The 21,616-nt window shown below is 61.8% G+C and carries 20 protein-coding genes and 1 pseudogene; 4 read left to right on the top strand and 17 right to left on the bottom strand.

All coding sequences use genetic code 11. The annotated features are described in order from the left end of the window. Positions 1 to 133: 133 nt before the first annotated feature. Together proC and FJ222_02120 are read right to left on the bottom strand one after the other, a co-directional pair. Positions 134 to 937, bottom strand: coding sequence for a pyrroline-5-carboxylate reductase (gene proC, locus FJ222_02125; protein MBM4163230.1), 804 nt, complete (start codon positions 935 to 937; stop codon positions 134 to 136). Positions 938 to 978: 41 nt separating this feature from the next. Further along, complete coding sequence (locus tag FJ222_02120) at positions 979 to 1,488, bottom strand: hypothetical protein (GenBank protein MBM4163229.1); 510 nt, start codon at positions 1,486 to 1,488, stop codon at positions 979 to 981. Positions 1,489 to 1,589: 101 nt separating this feature from the next. On the opposite strand from FJ222_02120, the pseudogene FJ222_02115 reads away from it, so the two are divergent. Then, positions 1,590 to 1,694, top strand: a pseudogene (locus tag FJ222_02115) (MarR family transcriptional regulator). Between the two features lie 13 nt (positions 1,695 to 1,707). On the opposite strand, the gene FJ222_02110 reads toward FJ222_02115, so the two are convergent. The 3 genes from FJ222_02110 to FJ222_02100 all read right to left on the bottom strand — a co-directional run bounded on the left by FJ222_02110 (position 1,708) and on the right by FJ222_02100 (position 5,789). Next, the gene (locus FJ222_02110) at positions 1,708 to 2,529 is read right to left on the bottom strand and encodes a uracil-DNA glycosylase (GenBank protein ID MBM4163228.1); all 822 of its coding nucleotides are present in this window, start codon (positions 2,527 to 2,529) and stop codon (positions 1,708 to 1,710) included. Positions 2,530 to 2,547: 18 nt separating this feature from the next. After that, the gene (locus FJ222_02105; protein ID MBM4163227.1) at positions 2,548 to 4,245 is read right to left on the bottom strand and encodes a flotillin family protein; all 1,698 of its coding nucleotides are present in this window, start codon (positions 4,243 to 4,245) and stop codon (positions 2,548 to 2,550) included. Positions 4,246 to 4,625: 380 nt separating this feature from the next. Then, positions 4,626 to 5,789, bottom strand: coding sequence for a hypothetical protein (locus tag FJ222_02100; GenBank protein MBM4163226.1), 1,164 nt, complete (start codon positions 5,787 to 5,789; stop codon positions 4,626 to 4,628). Positions 5,790 to 6,111: 322 nt separating this feature from the next. Between FJ222_02100 and FJ222_02095 the strand changes: the two genes are divergently transcribed. Together FJ222_02095 and FJ222_02090 are read left to right on the top strand one after the other, a co-directional pair. Beyond that, positions 6,112 to 7,629: a DUF1846 domain-containing protein gene (locus tag FJ222_02095; protein MBM4163225.1), complete on the top strand. Its 1,518-nt coding sequence runs from the start codon at positions 6,112 to 6,114 to the stop codon at positions 7,627 to 7,629. After that, the gene (locus FJ222_02090; protein ID MBM4163224.1) at positions 7,185 to 7,916 is read left to right on the top strand and encodes a hypothetical protein; all 732 of its coding nucleotides are present in this window, start codon (positions 7,185 to 7,187) and stop codon (positions 7,914 to 7,916) included. The genes FJ222_02095 and FJ222_02090 overlap by 445 nt, the downstream gene beginning before the upstream one ends. 13 nt (positions 7,917 to 7,929) lie before the next feature. Here FJ222_02090 and FJ222_02085 read toward each other — a convergent pair whose 3' ends face one another. The 5 genes from FJ222_02085 to FJ222_02065 all read right to left on the bottom strand — a co-directional run bounded on the left by FJ222_02085 (position 7,930) and on the right by FJ222_02065 (position 13,327). After that, entirely contained in the window at positions 7,930 to 9,204 is a 1,275-nt protein-coding gene (locus FJ222_02085; protein ID MBM4163223.1) for an IMP cyclohydrolase, read from the bottom strand. A gap of 72 nt (positions 9,205 to 9,276) precedes the next feature. Continuing rightward, positions 9,277 to 9,984: an FAD-dependent oxidoreductase gene (locus FJ222_02080; protein ID MBM4163222.1), complete on the bottom strand. Its 708-nt coding sequence runs from the start codon at positions 9,982 to 9,984 to the stop codon at positions 9,277 to 9,279. A gap of 101 nt (positions 9,985 to 10,085) precedes the next feature. Further along, positions 10,086 to 11,408, bottom strand: a complete 1,323-nt coding sequence (rfbH, locus tag FJ222_02075) for a lipopolysaccharide biosynthesis protein RfbH (GenBank protein ID MBM4163221.1) — start codon at positions 11,406 to 11,408, stop codon at positions 10,086 to 10,088. Beyond that, positions 11,405 to 12,487, bottom strand: a complete 1,083-nt coding sequence (gene rfbG, locus FJ222_02070; GenBank protein ID MBM4163220.1) for a CDP-glucose 4,6-dehydratase — start codon at positions 12,485 to 12,487, stop codon at positions 11,405 to 11,407. The genes rfbH and rfbG overlap by 4 nt, the downstream gene beginning before the upstream one ends. A gap of 3 nt (positions 12,488 to 12,490) precedes the next feature. Continuing rightward, entirely contained in the window at positions 12,491 to 13,327 is an 837-nt protein-coding gene (locus FJ222_02065; GenBank protein MBM4163219.1) for a glucose-1-phosphate cytidylyltransferase, read from the bottom strand. A gap of 164 nt (positions 13,328 to 13,491) precedes the next feature. Between FJ222_02065 and FJ222_02060 the strand changes: the two genes are divergently transcribed. Beyond that, complete coding sequence (locus tag FJ222_02060) at positions 13,492 to 14,523, top strand: methyltransferase domain-containing protein (GenBank protein ID MBM4163218.1); 1,032 nt, start codon at positions 13,492 to 13,494, stop codon at positions 14,521 to 14,523. Between the two features lie 37 nt (positions 14,524 to 14,560). Here FJ222_02060 and FJ222_02055 read toward each other — a convergent pair whose 3' ends face one another. From FJ222_02055 to FJ222_02025, 7 genes are all read right to left on the bottom strand, one after another. Continuing rightward, the gene (locus FJ222_02055) at positions 14,561 to 15,328 is read right to left on the bottom strand and encodes a hypothetical protein (protein MBM4163217.1); all 768 of its coding nucleotides are present in this window, start codon (positions 15,326 to 15,328) and stop codon (positions 14,561 to 14,563) included. A gap of 25 nt (positions 15,329 to 15,353) precedes the next feature. Further along, the gene (locus FJ222_02050; protein MBM4163216.1) at positions 15,354 to 17,225 is read right to left on the bottom strand and encodes a hypothetical protein; all 1,872 of its coding nucleotides are present in this window, start codon (positions 17,223 to 17,225) and stop codon (positions 15,354 to 15,356) included. A gap of 12 nt (positions 17,226 to 17,237) precedes the next feature. Then, positions 17,238 to 17,678 (bottom strand): hypothetical protein, encoded by a 441-nt coding sequence (locus FJ222_02045; GenBank protein ID MBM4163215.1) that lies wholly within the window; start codon positions 17,676 to 17,678, stop codon positions 17,238 to 17,240. Between the two features lie 148 nt (positions 17,679 to 17,826). Further along, positions 17,827 to 18,417, bottom strand: a complete 591-nt coding sequence (locus FJ222_02040; protein MBM4163214.1) for an RnfABCDGE type electron transport complex subunit G — start codon at positions 18,415 to 18,417, stop codon at positions 17,827 to 17,829. Beyond that, the gene (locus tag FJ222_02035) at positions 18,414 to 19,412 is read right to left on the bottom strand and encodes an RnfABCDGE type electron transport complex subunit D (GenBank protein MBM4163213.1); all 999 of its coding nucleotides are present in this window, start codon (positions 19,410 to 19,412) and stop codon (positions 18,414 to 18,416) included. Before FJ222_02035 ends, FJ222_02040 begins: the two co-directional genes overlap by 4 nt. 54 nt (positions 19,413 to 19,466) lie before the next feature. After that, entirely contained in the window at positions 19,467 to 20,861 is a 1,395-nt protein-coding gene (gene rsxC / locus FJ222_02030) for an electron transport complex subunit RsxC (protein ID MBM4163212.1), read from the bottom strand. Then, on the bottom strand, positions 20,812 to 21,600 hold the full coding sequence (locus FJ222_02025) for an RnfABCDGE type electron transport complex subunit B (GenBank protein MBM4163211.1): 789 nt from the start codon (positions 21,598 to 21,600) through the stop codon (positions 20,812 to 20,814). The genes rsxC and FJ222_02025 overlap by 50 nt, the downstream gene beginning before the upstream one ends. Between the last annotated feature and the right edge of the window lie 16 nt (positions 21,601 to 21,616).

Below are 21,616 nucleotides of genomic sequence, written 5' to 3'. Positions count from 1 at the left end.
CGAGGCGCTGGCAAAACCTCCTTCGTCGGTTCTGCCAGCGCAGTATTCAGAAGCCAGAATTCAGTATTCAGAATTGTAATGCTCTCATTGACAACGTGTTCTATTATTCTGACTTCTGACTTCTCTCCTGCCATCAGATCCGGCTGAGTTCCGCGCTCCGCCTGGCCGCCGCCCGTATCGTTCGGGCCAGGATGCCGCGCAACGCCGATTTCTCCAGAACGGCCAGTCCTTCCGCCGTCGTTCCCTTCGGTGACGCCACCGCCCGGATGAACGTCTCGGGGGCTTGCGCGGTCTCGATCAGAACCTTGGCCGCGCCGAACATCGTCTGCGCCGCCAGTTCGCGCGCCGTCGCGGCGGGCAATCCCTGTGCGGCGGCGCCGTCGGCCAGCGCCTGCATCGCGTAGGCAAAGAACGCTGGCCCCGACCCGCTCAGCGCGGTCACGGCGTCAAAGTGCGCCTCGGCCAGCTCGACGACCCGGCCAGCCGCGCCCAGAATCTTGCGCACGGTCCTGCCGTCGGCCGCGCGGGCCGCCGTTCCCAGACAATACGCGCTCATTCCGGCCCCGACCATCAGTCCCAGATTGGGCATCACCCGGACCAGGCGCGTTCCAGCGCCCACAAGGCCCTGCATTCCCGCCAGCGTCTTGCCTGCCGCAATGGAGATCAGCAGATGGCGTTTGAGGACCGCCGGTGCAATCCGCCGCAACAGCGCGTCGAGGTCCTGCGGCTTGACGGCCAGCACCACGACATCGCAGCGCCGCAGCAACTCCTCCGGCGACTCGGTGACCGGCACGCGATACCGTTGGCGAAGCATCCGCAACCGGTCCGGCGCCACATCGCACGCCATCAGGTCGCCCGCCTTCGCGCCGCCTCCGCAGAGCAGCGCGGCCAGAATCGCCTCGGCCATCTTGCCCGACCCCAGAAATCCAATCGTCATGGTGTGCCCCGTGTTCGGTGTTCGGCCAACGGCGGGCCGCTCTAATATCCTTTGGACGCCAGCAGTTTTTGCAACTGAACTTGGAATTCGCGGACATCCTCAGCAGCCGGCCGGTAGCCCGCAGGCACGCCGTCGAGGCCCAGGCGGCCCATCTGATCGAGCATCCAGCGCGCCTTCTTGCCGTCCGAGAACGTGACATCGCCGCTGACCATTGAGCCGGGGCGAATCAGACGGTCCAGCGAGACCGAAACCGAGACCGGGCCGCCGCCTGCAGGCGGTTCGTGCGACGCGTCGGCGGGCGTCACGCCTTCAGGCGCATCGTCGGCCAGTTCATCCCCGGCGGCGGCGTCGGGCGGCGGCGCAGGCGTCTTCTTAGCCTCCGGCTTGTCCTTGACCTGCGCGCCGACATCGAGCGTCAGCAGCCGCACATCCATATACGTCAGCGAAACACCCCACTCATCCTTCAGGCGACGCTGGACATCCGAAAGCGATGCGCCCCCTTCCACCCATTGCCGCACCGCGTTCCGTTGCGCCTCTGTCAAATCTGCCATGCCAAACCTCCTGCTTCACCACAAGCTGCGATGGAGTGAGTATACCCGACGCCCCTCGGGGCAGCAATTCTAAATTTGGAGTACAGGTAATGACCAGCCTTGATTCGGACGGCGACGGGCTCCTCGACGGCGAGGAGCAGCGGCTGGGCACGCGGGTGGATTTGGCCGACACCGACGGCGACGGACTGAGCGACACCGCCGAGGTGCGCACGCACGGCACTACCCGTGCTTCGGAACCGGTTTGCCCAGCCGCTTCAGCACGCTCTTGAGGTCGCTCCAAGCGTCGTGTTTCGCGGGCGGGAAGCGCAGCAGGTACGCGGGGTGGAACGTCGGCATCAGCGGAATGTCGTTGTAGAGGGTCCAGTGCCCGCGCAGCTTGGAGATGGCGGTTTGCGCGTTGAGCAAGCCTTTGGCGGCGGTGGCGCCGAGCGTGACGATCACCTTCGGCTTGATCACCGCGATCTGGGCTTGCAGGAAGGGGATGCACGCCTGCATCTCTTCGGGCGAGGGGGGGCGATTGTCGGGCGGCCTGCATTTGCAGATGTTGGCGATGAAGACTTCGTCCCGCGAATAGCCCATCGCCTCGATCATCTTGGTCAGAAGCTGGCCTGCGCGACCGACAAAGGCGAGCCCTTGGGCGTCTTCATCCTGTCCCGGCGCCTCGCCGATAAACAGAATCTCGGGTGAGTTCGGGTTTCCCTGCCCCGGAACCACCCGAGTGCGGCTCTGAGCCAGCGGACAGCGGCTGCAGGCGGCGGCCTGCTCCGCGATCCGATCCAGCGCCGCGCACCGATGAGCGGGTGATTGAGCGGGAAGCGGCGGCAGCGGGGGAGGCGGTTGGTGATCGGCGGTCGCTGGCCGACGTTCCGCCGCCGCAGGCGGAAGGCCCGCAGGAGGCGGAACGGTGGCAACGGGTGGTGGGGCCGCCACGCCCAGTTTCTTTAAAAGATCGGAGGAGAAGGGCGCATCGCGCGTGCCGTTTTCCTGCTGGAAACGGAGATAGTCAATCAGCGCGTCAATGGTGTCGGTCCAGTCAGACATCGCGTGCCCGTCTCCTGTTTACGCGCCTGTTGCGGGGGATTCAGGCGCGGCGGGCGCCGGGCCGACCGCCTTGCCGAGGTAGGCGGGGAGATCGATGCCGACCTGCTTGGCGAGTTCGTGCATGGGCGGCAGCGCGCCCATCAGTTTCTGGCCGAGGGAGCCCAAGCCGCCCTGCTGTCCACCGCCGTCCCAGATCATGATCTTCTCGATCGGCAGATCCTGAATGGCCTGAGCCTGAATGCGCGCCACATCGATCAACTTCTCCACGAGCAGCAGCGAGGCGGCCTGTTCCGCCGATGCGCACGCCTTGACCAGATTGGCGTAGCCCTGAGCCTTGCCGTCGAGAATCGCCTGCACGCCCCGCGCCTCGGCGTTCATCTGCACCAGCGTCGCCTCGGCCTGTCCCTCGGCGATGCGCACCGCCTTCTGCTTTTCGGCATCGGCGGCGATCAGCACACGCTCCCGATCGGCGTTGGCGGGAACGATGACTTCGGCCGTGAGACGCGCCCGCTCGCGTTCGGCACGGGCTTCCTCCGCCTTCTTTTGCGCCAATTCCTGCGCCACGCGAATGGCGCCGTCGGCCTCCTTGGATGCGGACTCGGCCCGATTGCGCGCCTGCTGCTCGGCGACGTGCTGGTTGGCGCGCGAACTGGCCTTCCGGGCGTCGGCATCGGTCTCGGCATGCACGGCCTCGGCGTCCAGGCCGGCCGACTGGATGCGCCGGTCACGGGTGGCCTTCGCCTCGCCGATTTCGGCGGTGGCGTTTGCGGCGGCGACGGCCACGCGGGTGTCGCGCTGACGCTCTGCGACGCCCGTCTGCCCTGTCCGCTCCTGTTCGGCAACGTCAACGTTGGCTTGGTTGATCGCTTCGGCCGCGGCGCGGCGGCCGAGGGCGACGATATAGCCCGAGTCGTCTTCAATGTCACGGATGTTCACGTTGATCAGCGACAGGCCGATTTTCTCGAGTTCACCGGAAACGGCCTCATTGACCTTTGCGAGGAAGGCCTGGCGGTCGCGGTTGATCTCCTCGATGCGCATCGTGGCGATGACGGCGCGCATCTGGCCGAGGATGATGTCCTGCGCCTGGTTTTGGATGTCCTGGGCGCTCTGGCCGAGCAGACGCACGGCGGCGTTTTCCATGATGCCCGGCTCGATCGAGATTGCGGCCGTGACGGTGGTCGGCACGCTGACGCGGATATTCTCTGCGGAGAGCGCGCTCTTGAGATCACTCGGTACAACAAAAGGCTCAAGATCCAGGTACTCATACGCTTGGAAAAGCGGCCAGACGAACGCTGCGCCGCCGTGGATGCACTTGGCCGCCCCGTGGCTGGTTTTACCGTAGATGACCAGGATGCGGTTCGAGGGGCAGCGGCGATAGCGCGAGAGAAAGGTGATGGTGGTCAGCAGCAGCGCGAGTCCGAGCAATAGTCCGAGGCCGAGCTCTCGGGGGAAGGAGTCCGGGCGTGTAGAGGCTTGAGCCAGCGTCAGAATCAGTGTGTTCATGGGAGGTTCTCCGTGTGTTTCAGGATTTGGAAATCGGTTTGACAACGAGGATCGTTTGGCCATATCGGCTGCAGACTGTGACCGGCGTGCCGGCCGGGAGGGGTTCGCCACCGATGGAACGCGCTTTGACGTGGCAGACGCTGCCGCTGACGACCACGCGGATTTCGCCGATGCCGTTTGCAGGGATGTCCAGGTAGACCAATGCCTCGGCATTCAGGGCCGATTCGAGGTCGCGCGTGCCGGAATGGGCCAGCCTGGGCAGGACGTGCAACAGCCCGGCAACCGCGCTCATGCCAGCCAGCCCCCAGAGCGCGGCGATGCCGAAGACGCGCGAGGTTGTCCCATCGCGTTCGACATAGAGCGCGGCCGCCCAGAAAAAGAGGGTGAAGAAGGTGAGCAACGCGCGCATGCTGAGCAGCTTGAAGGCCAGCACGGTTTCCACCGCATCGGTGCCATCCGTGTCCATGCCATCCGAATCGACATCACCCGACAGACCGATCACCGAGGCGATCAATTGCCAGATGAACGGAACGCTGATGCACGCAGCGATGCCGTACAGGGTCTGATTGAGTTGTGAGAGCTGGCTCCACCAGTCAAGCATGGTCTGCCTCCTTCGTGTGATTCAACAGCGTGAGATCGACGGCCACCCCGGTCAGACGCGCCGCGCGCCTGATCATTTGCCGCGCGTCTCGATCATCCGTCGGCGCCAGGCCGTCTGCCCACGCCGCGACTTCCCGGGCGCACCCATGGCTGTACGAGCGAACGGTGACCGCCGTGGCGGAAGGGGCCGTCTGCGAGACGAGATGATGACGCCAGCGCCCCATCGTTGTGGCTTGCGATGGCAGCGCGTTCAAGGCCTGTTGGGCGAAGCCGGTCAGAAGGAAGGGGCAGCCGGCAACGCTCGTGAGGCGTTCGCTCAGCCGGGCGGAGATAGCCTCGTGATCCAGAACGAACGTGTCGCTGTCGCGAAAGCGGCCGAGGCGCAGCCAATCGGCGTCTGACGTCCAGGCCATGCGCATGAGGCGGCAGCCCCACGGATTGAGCGGCCCCTCGGGCGCGCCAAAACAATAGCAGACGCCCTGGGGAGCGCTCGCGCGGTGCCGCTGGCACCGCTCAAGCGGGGTTTCTTTCGGCACGACGGGTGGGGGGATTGCGGACACGGGCGGTGCAGTGTGTGGCGGGGGTTCTGCGACGAGAACGGGTGCCGGAGTCGCATGTCGGTGCGCGGGTGTCGGATGCGCAATCGGTCGCTGGTGTGTGGAGGGTGATTGAAGCGCAGGAGGCGAAATACGCGCGAAAACAGGGGGGGGCGTGACGTGGCGGGCAGCCTGTGCAGGGACTTCCGCCACGGCATCACGACGTATCGGCATGGACGGATGAGGCGTGGCTGGAATCGCGCGCAGGCGGCTGCGGACCCGCTGCACAATCATGTCCATGTCGGCCTGCACGAACCCCAGGCCGGACAAAAACGCCTCCAGCGGCTGCGATTCATCGCGCGAGACCTGGCCATCAGCAAGCGACATCAAAACCATATCCTCGATCATTTTCATCGCGTCGGCCGAGTTTTGGACTTCCTGCAGGTGATAAGGCGAATGGTGCGCCATCCAGTCGCGGGCTTTGGCCAAATCATCTGCGTCTGCGCCGATGCGGTGCATGATTTCGCGCAACGCGAAGGCCTCTGGTTCTGTCAAGACACCGTCGGCTTCAGCGATCATCAGCACGTTGGCAAGATGGAGAATGGTGGGGTTCGGTTGCATGGCAGGTTGACCGCTGGTGCAAGGCATTCATACGAATGTCCTAAGGTTATCACTGATAGGCGCTGAGGGCAAATCAAAAGATCAAAAGGAGGCTCTTGCAAAACCCTTGTGGTGCAGGCGTCTCGCCTGCCAGAATTACGAAAAAGCCTTGGAATTGCAGGCGAGACGCCTGCACCACTGTCAGCCTGTTCAGGGTTTTGCAAGAGCCTCAAAGGTCAAAAGATCAAATGGATGCCACTCCTTTACTTCCGCCGATTTTTGAGTATACTTGCGCCCCGGTTGATGACATGGGCGTCCAGAGCCGAAAGAAAACAGGAATGACATGATTAAAACCGGATTTGACAACGAGAAATACCTTCAACAGCAATCGGAAGAAATCCTTCGCCGCACCGAGCTGTTCGGAAACAAACTCTATCTGGAGTTTGGAGGCAAACTGATGTTCGACTATCATGCGGCGCGGGTCCTTCCGGGCTATGATCCGAATGTCAAAATACGCCTGTTGCAGAAGCTTCGGGACAAGGCCGAAATTGTGCTCTGCATTTTTGCGGGTGACATCGAGCGCAAGAAAATTCGGGCTGATTTCGGAATCTCCTACGATGCCGATGCGCTGAAGACGATTGACGACTTGCGTGACGCGGGCCTGTTTATCCGAGCCGTTGTGATCACCCGTTACGATGGCCAGCCGGCAGCCAAGCAGTTCAAAACCAAGCTGGAGCGGCGCGGCGTCGAAGTCTACTGCCACCGGGCGACGCGAGGTTACCCGACCGACATGGAGACGATTGTCAGCGAAGAGGGGTACGGCGCCAATCCCTACATCGCGACCGAGCGGCCGATCGTCGTGGTGACCGGTCCCGGTCCGGGCAGCGGCAAACTGGCAACCTGTCTGACCAATCTCTACCATGATCGCCACAACGGCCGTCTCGCGGGCTACGCCAAATTTGAGACATTCCCGGTCTGGAACATGCCGCTCAAGCATCCGGCGAACGTCGCCTATGAGGCGGCCACGGCGGACCTGCAGGACGTCAACATGATCGATCCCTTTCATCTCGAAGCACATGGCCAGACGGCGGTCAATTACAATCGTGACATCGCCGCGTTTCCGCTTGTGCGTGCGATCTGGGAGCGGATCACACAGGCCCCGTGTCCCTATAAGTCACCTACGGACATGGGGGTCAACCGAGTCGCCTTCGGCATCGTCGACGACCTGACGGTGCGCGATGCGGCGCTTCAGGAGGTCATCCGCCGGTACTTCCGCCATGCGTGTGAATACGCCCTGGGCATGACGGAGCGCGAGACCGTCTCGCGCATCGAAATGCTCATGCAGGAATTGAGGATCGCGCCGACCGACCGGTTGGTGGTGAAGCCTTCGCGGACTGCTGCGGAGGCATGCGCGGGATGCGGCAAGGGGGATCATGGCATCTGCTGCGGCGCGGCGCTCGAGCTGGCCGATGGCCGTATCGTGGTTGGGAAGAACTCGACGCTTATGCATGCCGCATCCGCCATGGTCCTGAATGCGGTCAAGCTGATGGCCGGCATTCCCGACGCGATTCATTTGCTGTCGCCCGACGTCGTCAAGGCGATCGTGCGGATGAAGCGCGACGTGCTGATCGGAAAGCACGCGAGCCTCAATCTGGACGAGACCCTGATTGCCCTGGCCATCAGCTCGGCCTCCAATCCGGCGGCCCAGGCTGCGCTCGACCATCTGCCCGAACTGCGGGACTGCGAAGTGCATCTGACGCACATTGTCAGCGCAGGCGACGAGGTCGGCCTCCGGCGCCTCGGGTTGCGGCACACCTGCGACGCCCACTTTGCGACGGCCGATCTCTACAGCGAGCACTAATCATCGGAATCAATCGCGAACTTGGATCGATCTTCAACAAACCATTGTGGTGTGACTGGTCGTTCGTTGGTTTGCTGGGTCTCTTTGACGCGCCTGCCTATGCCGATGCATCGACCGATACCGAGCCGCGCCCACCCGCCATCCGCCTCTTCATCCGCAACCTCCGCGATGCGTCCGACGACGATCCCGGCGTCTTTTGCGACGAGGTCCGCGTGACCTACCTGCACGAACTCGGGCATCTCCTGGGCCTCGATGAAGACGCGCTCGACGCCCGCGGCCTCGCGTGAGGGAGTCATTTGCCTAGTGCCGGAAGCTTCTCTGCCCGGTGAAGACCATCGCGACGCGGGCGTCGTTGCAACAATCAATCACATCCCAGTCGCGCATGGCGCCGCCGGGCTGGACAATGGCGGTGATCCCTTCACGAATGCCCACCTCGGCGCCGTCGCGGAAGGGGAAGAAGGCGTCGGAGACCATGCTGCAGCCGGGCAATCCGCCGCGGCGGGCCTTGACCTCCTCGTCAATTTCGGCCATGCGCCTCTGTCCCGCGTCGCCGAACTTCAGCGCCAGCTCGTTGTAGGCCGTCGCGTACTTCTCCCAGGCCAGCCAGTCGGCCAGCTTGCGATAAGCCTTGTCGCGGGCGATCTCGGCAACGCCCACGCGGTCCTGCTCGCCGGTACCGACGCCCACCGTCGCGCCGTCCTTAACGTACAGGACGGAGTTGCTGGTGACGCCCGCCTCAACCAGCCAGCCGAAGATCAAGTCGTCAGACTCCTGCGGCGTGGGCAGGCGCTGGATGCGATGCACCGTGCCATCCTTCATTACGCATTCGGCAGGCATGAGTTGCTTGGCCGTGCGGGCTTCGGGGACGAACGACCACTGGGCCACGATGCCGCCGTCGATGAGCGACTTGAAATCAACCACGCGCTGCGCCACGAAGCCGGTGAGGCGGGCCATGTTACCGATGCGCATCACACGCAAATTCTTTTTAGTTGAAAAGAGATCGAGCACTCCCGGCCCGAACTCGGGCGCGACCACCACCTCGGCATAGTTCTCAGCCACCAGTTTGGCGGTTTCGAGATCCACCTCCCGGTTCAACGCGATGCAGCCGCCGAAGGCGGCGAGGCGGTCGGCCTTGTTCGCGCGAAAGTAGGCCTCGGCGAGCGATGAGCCCTTGGCCACGCCGCAGGGATTGTTATGCTTCACAATCACGGCGCAGGGGATGGCGTCGAGATAGCGGAGGATGTTGAGCGCGTTGTCGGCGTCGGTGAGATTGGTCTTGCCGGGATGCTTGCCCGACTGGAGCAGCTCAGGCTCGGATGCGAGCATGCGTCCGGGCTGGATGGCGGTGACCTCGCCGAGGGTCAGGTTTCCGTTGACCAGCTTGTACAGGGCGGCTTCCTGGCCCGGATTCTCGCCATAACGCAGCCCCTTCATCTCGCCGTCGATCACCCAGGTGACTTTTTCGTAGCACAGCGTCTGGCGCGTGGCGCCGTCAATAAAACTGATCTCCATCTTGGGGGTGAAGTGGTCGTCCAGGATGGTTTTGTAAGCGGCTTTCAGGTTGGTCGCAGCCATGTCGAAACTCCTCTGTTCAGAAGGTATGATTATTGCTGACAAACGGCCTACACGGGAGAGCGTTCAACATGTTCACTCCCAGTCGTCTATGCGAATGTGCTCACTCGCCACGCCGAGGTCGCGCAAACGGCTCTTAAAAGCTGCGATCATGGCAGGTGGTCCGGACAAATAGAAAAGCGAACCCTCGCGCGCGGCGGCATGAATCGCTCCAATGTCCAAGATTCCCGTATTGCCGGGCACGGAGCCGTCTTCGCAATAAATCGTCTTATCGAAGTTTGGAAGCTCGGACGCGCAGCGTCCGAGCAGGTCTCCAAACAGGTCGTGCGCATCCGAACGGATTCCGTAGAAAAGCGATACCGGCTGAGTGGACTTTTCCTCAAGCATCTGCTTGAGCAGCGACAGGTAGGGGGTGATGCCGACTCCACCGGCAATGAGAACGAGAGGCCGGTCCGGTGGAAAGAGAAATTCACCATAGGGGAGCTTCAACCAGCACGTCGAACCCTTCTCCAGCGTGTTGAATATCCGTTCCGTGAAGCGCCCTTTCACCGAAATCGACACGGACAGTTCCGTCGTCCGTTCGGAGGGCGAACTGGCAATCGAGAAGACGCGCGACTCGGGCCACTGGCTGTCGGGATGATAGTCGTCCAACGCCAGATGCAGAAACTGTCCGGCCTGAAATCGTGGCACGCGCCCCTGCGGCAGGAAGCGATAGCTTACCAGCGCGTTCGTCGGTTTGACGACCTCATCAACAGTCACTTTGATTTTAACGGGACTGGCCATACAGAATCCTATGCCACCACGAAAATCACGAAGATAATACCAAATTGGATACGAACCGTTTTCCGCTCCATGGTATTCTGCGTGACTTTCGTGGTGAGTCGTTACTGCCTCTTTACATAATGGCGGATCGTTTCCGTGACGTAGTTGATCTTCTCTGGAGTGAGGCCCGGGTAGACGCCCATGAACAGGGTGTTGTTCATGATGAAGTCGGTGTTTTCGAGACCGCCCACAACCCGGTGCTCAATATTACTGTAGCCCGGCTGGCGCAGCAGGTTGCCGGCGAACAGCCCGCGCGTCTCGATCAGGTGCTCGTCGAGATGCTGCGCCAGTTCCACCCGGCTGAAGGGGGCATTTTCACGCACCGTCAGAATATAGGCGAACCACGACGGATCGCTGTGTTCGGTGGCCTGCGGCAGGATGAAGAACTCATCCAGGTCCCGCAATCCATCCGTAATCAGCCGGAAGTTTTCTTTGCGCCGCGCTGTAAAAGTCGACAGTTTGTCCATTTGCGCGGCGCCGATGGCGGCCTGCATATCCGTCATCTTCATGTTGTAGCCGACATGCGAGTAGACGTATTTGTGGTCATAACCCTTGGGCAGTGTCCCGTATTGTTTTGTGAATCGGCAACCGCAGGTGTTGCTTTCGCCGCCTTCGCAATAACAATCGCGGCCCCAGTCGCGGAAACTCTTGATGATACGAGCAAGCGCCGGGTCGCTGGTCATGACGCAGCCGCCTTCACCGGTCGTGATGTGGTGCGCGGGATAAAAAGAGCCGGTTGCAATGTGACCAAAGGTGCCGGTCAGCTTGCTGCGGTAGCGGCTGCCCAGCGCGTCGCAGTTGTCTTCAAGGAGCCAGAGTCCATGTTTCCTGGTAAAGGCGCAGACAGCATCCAGGTTGAACGGATTGCCGAGCGTGTGGGCGATGAAGATCGCCTTGGTCCGGGACGAGCAGGCTGCTTCCAGTTTTGACACGTCGATGTTGTAGGTGCCGATCTCCACATCGACAAACACGGGCACCAGCCGGTTTTGAACAATCGGGGCAACCGTTGAAGGAAATCCCGCCGCCACCGTGATCACTTCATCGCCTGGAACCAGTTGGCGGTCGCCGAGCGAATCGGCGGTCAGCGCGGAGACAGCCAAGAGATTGGAGGATGACCCGGAATTGGTCAGGATCACGTCGGACACGCCATAGAAATCCTCCAGTTTTCCAGTGAACGCTTCGGCATGGTGCCCGGCGGTCAGCCAGAAATCAAGCGACGCGTCGACGAGGTTCACCATTTCTTCGTGATCGAAGACGCGGCCTGCGTAATTGATGCGGGTTTTTCCCGGAACGAAACAGGCGTTCTGAGTTGGCGCGTGCGCCTGCCGGTAATACGCGGCCACCTTGTCCAGAATCTCCGTTTTCAACTGCTCCTGTGACGTCATGCTAAACAGTCTCCATACGTTTTGATATCTGCTTCGCAGGCCTTACGGGCATCGGCTCCTTCGCACAGAACGGTTCGGTACCAGTGTGCCGTGCGTTGCACGGTCTCGTCGCAACGCCAACGCGGATGCCAGCCGAGTTCCCATCCGGCTTTCTCTATGCTCAGCCTGAGAATGGAGGCCTCATGTGGCTGGTCGGGTGAACTCTGGTCCGCCCATTCGCCTTTTCCCCACGCCTTCACGAAAGCGTCTGCCAGCTTTCCGACCGGCAGCTCCGTTCCTGGAACCGGTCCAAAGTTCCAGCTTTCGCACCAGTGGGGGCTGGGTTTTGCCTGCATGGCCGAGGCGAGCGTCAGGTATCCCGAGAGCGGTTCCAGAACATGCTGCCACGGACGGATGGCATGCGGGTTGCGCACGGGAACGGGGCGACCCGCCATGAGCGCAGTGATCATATCAGTCACAATGCGGTCGCGGGCCCAGTCGCCGCCGCCGATCACGTTTCCGGCGCGGGCGGAGGCGAGTTGCACACCGTGCGCGTCCAAGTCAGACGAAGCAAAGAACGAGCGCCGGTAAGAGGCGATCAGGAGTTCGGCGGCCCCTTTGCTGGCGCTGTAGGGATCGTGGCCGCCCATGGGGTCGCATTCGCGGTAGCCCCAGACTTGTTCGCGGTTTTCGTAACACTTGTCGGTCGTGACGCAAATGACGGCGCAGGGCTGCTTGAGTTTACGCACCGCATCGAGCAGACTGGCGGTGCCCATCACGTTCACATCGAAGGTCTCGTAAGGGGCCGCGTAGCTATCACGCACCAGAGGCTGGGCGGCGAGGTGAAAAACAATATCCGGCTTGAATCCGATCAGTGTCCGACTCAGCCCGTCGCGGTCCCGGATATCGGCGAGGGTTTCGCCGAACAGAAGAGAACGAATGCCCGACAGCGCGTAATTAGACGGCGCGGTCGGCGGTGGGAGTGAATAGCCGTAAACCCTAGCCCCGAGGCGGTGCAGCCAGAGCGCCAGCCACGAACCTTTGAAACCGGTGTGGCCGGTAAGGAAAATGCGCTTGTTTTTGAATACGGAAGCTTTCATGGTTTACCACAAAGACTGATTGCCTTCGCGCCTGACTGGTGAATCAGCATGCCACCGGGCGGCCCAAGGCGCATCGCCGCTCTTCCACAGGTCGTTCAGCAGTTGGTACTCACGCGGTGTATCCATGCACTGCCAGAAGCCCTCATGGGCGAACGCGGTCATCTGGCCGTCGGCCATGGCCTGACGCATGGGTTGCTGTTCGAAAAAAAGATCCTTGTCCGCGGACAGGTAGCGTGAAACAAACTCCTGTTCAAGCACCATGAAGCCGCCGTTGATGTAGCCATCCAGACGCGCGGGCTTCTCCTCGAAGCCGTGAACACTCCCGTTTTCCAGATGCATTTCGCCGAAACGGCCCTCGGGATGGACGGCTGTCACCGTGATCAGTTTCTGGCGTTGGCGATGGAAGACGAGCGAAGCCGCGATATCCACGTCTGAAACCGCGTCGCCGTAGGTCAGAAAAAAGGTGGTGTCCGCAGGCTGTAGATGCTTTGCGGCGATGGCCACACGTCCGCCCGTCATCGTTTCGATGCCGGTGTTGGCGAGGGTGACCTCCCAATCGGCCTCTGCGGCTTGGTTGTGGTAGGTAATCGCGCCGTGTTGCCCCAGGCGGACGGTGACGTCAGCGGCGTAAGCGTGAAAATTCAGGAAGTAATCGACGAAACAGTCGCGCTTGTAGCCGAGACAGAGGATGAACCTCCGCACGCCAAAAGTGGCGTAGGAACGCATGATGTGCCAGAGGATCGGTTGCTCACCGATGGGCACCATGGGCTTGGGAAGCAGCTCTGTCACGTCGCGCAGACGCGTTCCTTTGCCGCCACAGAGAATCATGAGGGGAGGCATGTCAGATTTGGAAAGAGGATTTAAGTTCACGGAGATAGGGTAGCAGAAAAAGGCCTGCCGGTAAAAAGTAAAAAACGGGGTATCAGGTGAGCGCCCTTTCGTTTGGGTCGTTGATTCGTAATCGTAACCACAATCAAAAATTGCTAATATTGTCCGACACAAGGATGAAAAGAGAGGCACACATGAACGATAACACACTGCCCATTGAGGGAATCGTCGCGTTGGCGAGTGCGTATTACGGTTCGGCGACGCTGTTCGCCGCTTTGGACGTGGATCTGTTCACGGCGATTCATCGCGCGGGGGGAAGCGCCGATGCCACGGCATTAGCGGATCAGGCGGGTGTGGCGGTGCGCGGTTTGCGCCTACTGCTCGATGCCTGCGTGGCCGTCGGCCTGTTGAGCAAGCAGGGCGATCACTATGCCAATACGGCGGCGGGCCAAGTCGCGTTGGTTGCGGGCGCGCCGCATGATTTGACGCGCGCCATCCGCTACAATCGCGATGTCTATTCCGCATGGGGCCGGTTGGCGGAACTGGTGAAGACCGGACACCCCGTCGAAGCGCCCGAGATCCATCTCGGTGAGGATCCGGGGCGCACGCGCCGGTTCGTGCTGGCCATGCACGGTCGTGCGTTGGGGATCGGCCGATCGGTCGTGCCGATGTTGGACTTGAGCGGATGCGCGAGGTTGCTGGATCTAGCCGGCGGGCCCGGAACGTACGCCGTGATGCTGGCGCAAGCGCATCCGTCGCTGACTTGCGTTACGGTGGATCTGCCAGCCGTCTCGGCGGTCGCTGCAGAGCTCGTGCGCGAGGCGGGTCTCTCAGAACGCGTGCTGTGCCAGGCCGGGGACTATCACACGGATGAATATGAGGCGGGGTCCTTTGATGCGGTAACCCTCTTTGGCGCCTTGCATCAGGAGTCTCCGGATCAGATCGTCTCGATTCTGAAGCGGGCGCGTGCGGCGCTGAAGCCGGGCGGACGCATCTTTATCCTAGATATGATGACCGACGCCACGCATGCCCATCCGACCTTTTCGGCCTTGTTCGCCGTCAACATGGCGTTGACCACTCGTCATGGCTGGGTGTTCTCGGATGTGGAGCTGAAAGGATGGCTCGCGGAGGCTGGCTTTGTTGCGGATGAGACCCGGTCGGCACCGCCGCCGATGCCGCACTGGCTGGTGAGCGGGATCGCCCGGTGAGGGCAGGCGAGACGTAACGTTCTTAACCCGCCAGGGCTCACAGGAGTGAGCGGAGCGTGCGCAGATCTTGGATCGCGGCCGCGACGAGCGGGGCGGGCGATTCATCGGGTGTGCAGACGCCCTTGGTGAATTCGATCGCCCACGACCCGGCAAAGCCGTTGCGCAACGCCAGCCGGGTCTGACCGGAGACCGGTTCGATCTGCTCGTCAAGACGCGTGAAAATTCCGTTTGGGCCGGGTTGGCGGATCTGCACATGGCAATGGCTGATCCGGGAACCGAAGGCGTCGAACCAGCCTTGGAGCGTCTCGGCCGAAAAAAAGAAGGGATGGACGATGATGCGCAGCTCCGGCCAGTCGGCAAATGCGGCGGCGGCTTCGGCAGCGTGCTCGACGCTGGTCCCGGGGTGGCATTCGCACAGCGGGGTCACACCGGGCATCGAGGAAAACCACCGCCGCGCTTCGGCGATTTCCTGCGCGCGCGTGTCCAGTCGATTGGAAAGATTAAATTTGACGGCGCTGCAGGAGAAACGTCGCACGAGCTCCGCGACACGTGCACGGCCATCGGCGTCGGCGTCGGTGAAGCCAACATACGAATTGAAGATCGTGATCGGCAGGGGCGAGGTGCTCAGGGCTTCTCGCTCCTGTTCGCTCGACTCGATGGCGTGGTTCTGCCAGAGCTCAATGCCGTCAAAACCGGCGTGGGCCAGATCGGCAAGCCAGGTGCTGACGGCCACCGTTGGCCGTTTATCCGCAGTCCATCGGTTGCGCTCCATCAGAACGGTGGCAAATAGAATGGCCGGTTGCATTCGAAAAGTCTCCAGGTGTGCGGGATTATTCGGGGAGTGATGGATCTCTTCCCGGGTTGAGAACGTTATCGGTGTTCGGGGCGAGCGGTTTATTGATCATAGACTGGATGGCGCGATTGAGGAGGAGCTCTTGGATGATGGGCTGTCCATGCTCGAAAGCGAGCTGCAAACTATTCAATTCGTTGGCGGCAATGCGCAGCACCGACTGGAAGTTGCCGTCCTCGCCGATCGGGGTTCTGAAGGCGAGCATGCCGTCGCCCAAGGTTGGGATGCGGCGGACCAGGTCGCTGCGCGAACCGGGCAGGATGTTGACGAGCTGGCGGAAGAGCCGGACCGGATAGAGAACGGTCACCGATTGGGCATTGTCGGGAATGCGTATGCCGGCAGGCTGCCAGCGTGCGCGCACGAGCGCTGGGGCTGGACGTGCGACGGCAAGCGCGGGCAGAACGTCATCAATCACGCCCGCAGAGCCGAGCGCCAGCACAAGGTAACGATCGGTGGCGGTCAGCTCGCAGGTCAGACCTCCCGCAGCCAGGGCCAAGAGCAAGGGGAGCGTCTCGGCTGAGATCGTTGCGGATGGCGCGGCCGATGGGGGTTGATCCCGAGCGGCGGGTGCGCGTTCCATGTGAAAAACCCGGATACGGTTTTTTCCGGACTGGCGGTCGGGTTGCGGGCGATAGCCCAATCCGGCTCCCAGATGAGCGTGGGACAATTTTTGGACGATGTCAGGCAACTGCGATGCGGGGTCATCGGTTTCGAGGATGCAGACGTATATCAAAGACTGGCCTTTTGTTGAGGGCTCAATGTAGGTAACCTGGGCGGTGGCGGGGGCATCGACAAGGCGCTTGAGGGTGGGGAGTCCCGCGGAAACGCCGCCGAATACGTTGGACAGCCAGTCGCCGTGAGTCGAGGGATCCGCCTCGGCCGAAGCGTAAACGGCATTGACCGGGATGGCTGCCGCGCAGGCCAATTCGATCGCGGTTAGTTTAGTGGAGGATGCGGTTGCGGTGGATTGGACGGACGGCGCAGGGCGGAGTGCGCCGGTGAGCGTCAGCGAGATACCATCCGCCTTGGCCGCAAAGTCAACGGCGTGAAGATCGGGAAGCGAGGCCGCAATCAAGCGGGCAAAGAGATGCATGACCGGAGTGGAGCGGGCTGCGTCTTCCTGCGGCAACACCGTGCGCAGGAGGGCGGTCAGCGTTTCAGGAATGAAGCTGCTGGAGAGCGGGTCGCTGGTGGATTGCCCCAGTTGCAGGACATTGCCAGCGGTCGCGAGCCATTCAACCGCTTGAGGCGTGATAGAAAGAAAGGCTCGGTTGTTCCGTAAACTGACGGTGACCTGAGGATAGGGCCAGTCATAGCCGCTGTTCAGATGCGTAAACGTGACGCCCCACGGGTATTGTGTGAATTCGGCGTAGATGGTGCGCAACATATCAAAAAGCAGCGCCCCGTTATCTTCAAGCGTGACGATGGCGACACGCTGTATCGCGACAGCGGAATCATTTGCCGCGGCGCCCGCCTTGGGAATCAAGTAGTGAATAGTCAATGGCGCATTCAGGGTGATGCCATCGAGGTTGGGAACGCAGAGCAAGGCGGCGGCCTGCCGCTTGATGGAGTCCAACGAGTGGCCAAGACCGGCCTGGCTGCTGAATGCGGCGAGACCATAGGCGAGGTGCTGGTAGTTGCGGGTCTCCAGCCGTCCGACTGGGATATATTCCACCGAAGGCAACGGTTGACGAATTTGAGCCTGAACAGTTGCGGGGATTAGCAAAAACGCGGCAGCCAGGCAAACCTGCAGGGTGGCGATTTTCAACAGACAGGCAGACTCCAAGGCCCGGATGCAGCCGGAGACGGGAAGCCTCCTTCTGCGCGCGTGCGATATAGGTGTCAGTTGCATGCGCCTCCACAGTCACTTCTGTTGGGGCTTTGCCTTGGGTGGCGGAAAAAATGCGATGATCGATTCGACGGCTTCTATCAGCGGCGGGTCCACAGAAACGCGGGCAAACACCTTATCATCAATCTTACCGTGCATTTGCACCACAGTGGACGCGCCGGGGGGGAGTTTCTTGACACGTTTCAAGGCGCCGCGATTGACCAATATTTGGTGTATCTGCTGAACCTCCTTGCGGGAGAGATTGATCTCGTCACGCTCGATATCCGTCCATGTTTCGCTCTCCACGTCCGTGGCAAACTCGTCCAGCACCCGACTGCTTTTTCCCCGGCGCATGACAATCTGGCCGTTGCCGATGAGCGAGATGCGAACGACCTGCGATCCGTCTGATGTGGAGTAGAGTATTTCCGTCCAATTCAACGAAGAGGCTGAGACCTGAAACGGCGTGTCGCTGTTCATCCAGGTGGTGCATCCGGTCAGGACAAACAGAAGAGAGGCAAACAACGCGGAGCGGAGGCTCGGGATGCGCAAGAGGCTCATAAGGGTTTCCCGCCAGGATGAATCTATGCAATAACTCAGTCAGCGCCCGTTCTATCGATAGGCTACCCTACAGACGACTTTTCACGGCCTCATACGTAGCGATGGCATCACGCACGGCTTCGATCGCGGCCCTGGATGAGATGGTTGCTGCGGTGACGGCGTCGATTTCGCCACCGTCGCGTGTGACCTTCCATTGGGTGCCGACGATGGGACGCGGAGTTCCGTCGGGGCGCCGAATCAGGCGTTTGCGGAACGGTTCCTCCGTGATCTTCGTCCCCAGACCCGGTGTCTCGGTCTGCTCAATGACTTCGAAATTGATCAGCGTGCCATCAGCGGCAATGCCGACCATGAGCATGACCGGCCCGCCATAGCCGTTCTTCGAAACACCCTGAACGGCAACAGCTTGCACCGTGCCTGCGGCGTCCTTGGCGACAAAGACCACATTTGTCCGAACCTTTTGGTCTTCCCGCGCGGTCAGCGCTTCGACAAAAACCGGTTCCGCACCGGGCGGGAGGACTTTCTTTGCCGCTTCAAGAATATTCTTCTCTTTGGCGAGGGCGATTGGCGCTTGAGTCACCGCGTTGACGGCGGCAAGAATGACCGTGCAGACCGTGCAGATCAGGGTCAGTATGCCCGTGAGTTTGAGGATATCTTTCATGGTGATTTGGCTCCAAACGGCTGACGTTTTGTCGCCCGGTTGATGAGCGGTGTGAATGCATTCATGATGAGTATGGCAAAACTGACGCCTTCAGGATAGGCGCCGTTGACGACGGTGCGGAAGACCATCGTCAGGAGACCGCAACCGACACCAAAAAGCAGCAACCCAGAACGAGTGATGGGCGTGGTGACCATGTCGGTGGCCATGAAGCAGGCGCCGAGCATCAGACCGCCGGTAAAGAGGTGAAAGGACACGGGCATGGCGTTGGCCGATGTGAAGCGGAGGATCACGGCATAAAGAACGGCCGTGCCGAGATAGGCGACCGGGACGTGCCACGTGATGACGCGGCGGAAAAGCAGATAGGCCACGCCCAGAAGAATCGCGGCAGCGGACACCTCGCCGATGCAGCCATTCATGTTGCCGATGAAAAAGTTCCACGTCATGTCCTGAGTCAGCGTGAATGGCAGGGGCTGGCCAGCCTTGAGCGCTTCTTTCACGAGTCCAAGCGGCGTGGCGGTGGTTAGGGCATCGGCTCCGCGCCAAGCCGAGGCGCTCCATGTGGTCATGGGACCGGTGCAGGAAATCAGGAGGAACGCGCGGCCGATGAGCGCGGGATTGAAGGGGTTGTAGCCGAGTCCGCCGAAGGTCTGCTTGGCGATGGCAATGGCGACGACTGAACCGGCGACGGCCATCCAGGTCGGCAGCGCGGGCGGCAGGTTGAAGGCCAGCAGCACACCGGTGACCACAGCGCTGAGGTCGGAGAGCGTGTTGTCGCGTCGCATGGCTTTACGGCAGAGCCATTCGCTCGCGAGGCAAGCCGTAACACAGGCCGCCGTGAGCCGGATCGCGTCCCAGCCGAAGAACCAGCAGGCGGCCGCAAAGGCGGGCACAAGCGCAATCAAGACATCGGCCATGATCCGGCTGACCGACGCGCCCGAGTGGGCGTGGGGCGAGGAACTGACGATGTGGAGGTCGGCGGAGGATTGAGGTTTCATAAGGTGTGTCGGTGGGGTGTCGGGTGCGGGTACACAGTCAAACAGGACGAGCCCTTACTTTTTTATGGCGGCGCGGCGCCGGGCGAGGATGATCGCCTTGGCGCGTCGCATGTGTTGGACGAGCGGGCGATGGGCGGGACAGACGAAGGCGCAGGAGCCGCATTCAAAACAATCCATCACGAAGAGATGCTCGGCCGCATCGATATCGTCGGCCTCGATGCATTGGCTGAGTTCGGCGGGCATCAGGCCCATGGGGCACGCATCGAGGCAGCGTCCGCAGGCGATGCACGGCTGGGAGGTGAAACCGGGAACGCGGCTGGCGGAGAGGAGCAGCAGCCCCGAGGAGGTCTTGCTCATCGCGACATCCAGCGAAGCCTGGGCGAACCCCATCATCGGACCGCCCGAAATGATCTTGGCGATGCGCCCCCGTGCGCCGCCACACGCATCGACCAGCGCCGCGAATGGGGTTCCGATCAGCGCGAGGAAGTTGGCGGGCGCGGCGACTGCGTCGCCGCTGACGGTGATGGTCCGGCTGACAAGCGGGCGGCCGTTGACCACGGCGTCCCAGACAGCCAGGGTGGTGCCGACGTTCTCCACCACGCAGCCGACATCCATTGGCAGTCCGCCGGTGCGCACGACTCGGCCTGTCACCGAATAGATCTGCTGTTTTTCACTTCCCTGGGGATAGCTGGTTTTGAGAATGCAGACGGCTGCGTCTTCCAGAGTCCGCGCCGATTCCAAGGCTTGGATGGCGTCTGGTTTGTTGTCCTCAATGGCGATGTGCACGGTCTTGGCGCCGAGGATGTAGCGGATGATCGCGGCGCCCTGCCAGAGGGCTTCTGCGCGTTCGAGCATGAGGCGGTGGTCGCCCGTGAGGTAGGGCTCGCATTCGGCGCCGTTGATGATCAGCGTGTCGATGGGCTTGTCGGCGGGCGGGGAGAGTTTGACCTGTGTCGGGAACCCGGCTCCGCCCATGCCGACGACGCCTGCCGCGCCGACTTGCCCGGCAAGCGACTTCCGATCCAAGCGGCTCCAATCGGGCATGGGAGTCAGCGGCGAATCCCACGTATCGTGTCCGTCAGGCTCAAGAATGATCGCTGGGACGGGGCGTCCGAGCGGGGTCGGAGCGGGCTCGATGCGCAGGATCTTGCCCGAGGTCGGCGCGTGGATCGGCGCGGAAATCACACCGGCCGGATCGGCAAGCCGCTGTCCGCCCGAGACGCTGTCTCCCGCTTTGACGATGGCGACGGCCGGGGCACCGAGGTGCTGCGAGAGCGCGATCACCAGTTGCGGTGGACAGGGGAGCGTCTGGATCGGCGCGCTGCGGGTCAGATCCTTGCTGTAAACCGGATGGATACCGCCGCTGAAGCAATAGGGAGCTCTAATGGGTTTCATGGAATTAGCCAATCGTTTGGATGCAGTGCCCCGGGCACTTGTCGACAAGCGCATCGTTGGTCAGCGGTTTAGAGTAGTCGACTTTGGCGAGAAAACCGTCCATGGCGATGGCACCGTCGGAAAGCTTCACGCAGAGCGTGCAGCCGATGCATCCAACACCGCAGACCTTCTTCACAACGGGGCCCTTGTCCTTGGAACTGCACAGCACATGGATTCTGGCGGCAGCCGGGACGAGCATGATGAGACCGCGCGGGCAGACAGGCACGCATTTGCCACAACCGATGCAGGTTGCTGGATTCACGGATGCCAGCCCGCTTGAAATGGCGATGGCACCGACCGGGCAGACCCGCGCACAGGACCCATAGCCCAGGCAGCCGTACGCGCACGCCTTGTCACCGCCGCCGGTCGCGGCGGCGGCGGCGCAATCGGCAATGCCATTGTACGCAAAGCGACGGAGCGCTTCGGCGTCGCTGCCGCCGCATTGAATCCGCGCAACTTTGCGCTCAACCGCTTCGGCGGTTCGGCCGAAGATGGCGGCGATCCTGGCGATCACGGCGCTGTTGCAAATGGGGCAGAGAGAGGTGGCAGCGCTCGTGGTGACCAGCGCTCGGGCGTAGTCAGCGCAACCCGCGAAGCCGCAGCCGCCGCAGTTGGCGCCGGGGAGTTCGTTGGTCACCTGCTCGATGCGCGGATCCTCCTCGACGCTGAGATAGCGGGCTGCAAAGGCGAGGGCCGTCCCGCAGACGGCACCGATGCCGCCGATCCAAAGAATGGAGAACATCCACTGATTCATTGTCCGAACCCTCTCA

This window comes from Lentisphaerota bacterium, from assembly GCA_016873675.1.
Lineage (GTDB): Bacteria > Verrucomicrobiota > Kiritimatiellia > RFP12 > JAAYNR01 > VGWG01.
Note: the sequence above shows the minus strand (reverse complement) of the source record. Positions and strands in the feature narration are given on the sequence as shown.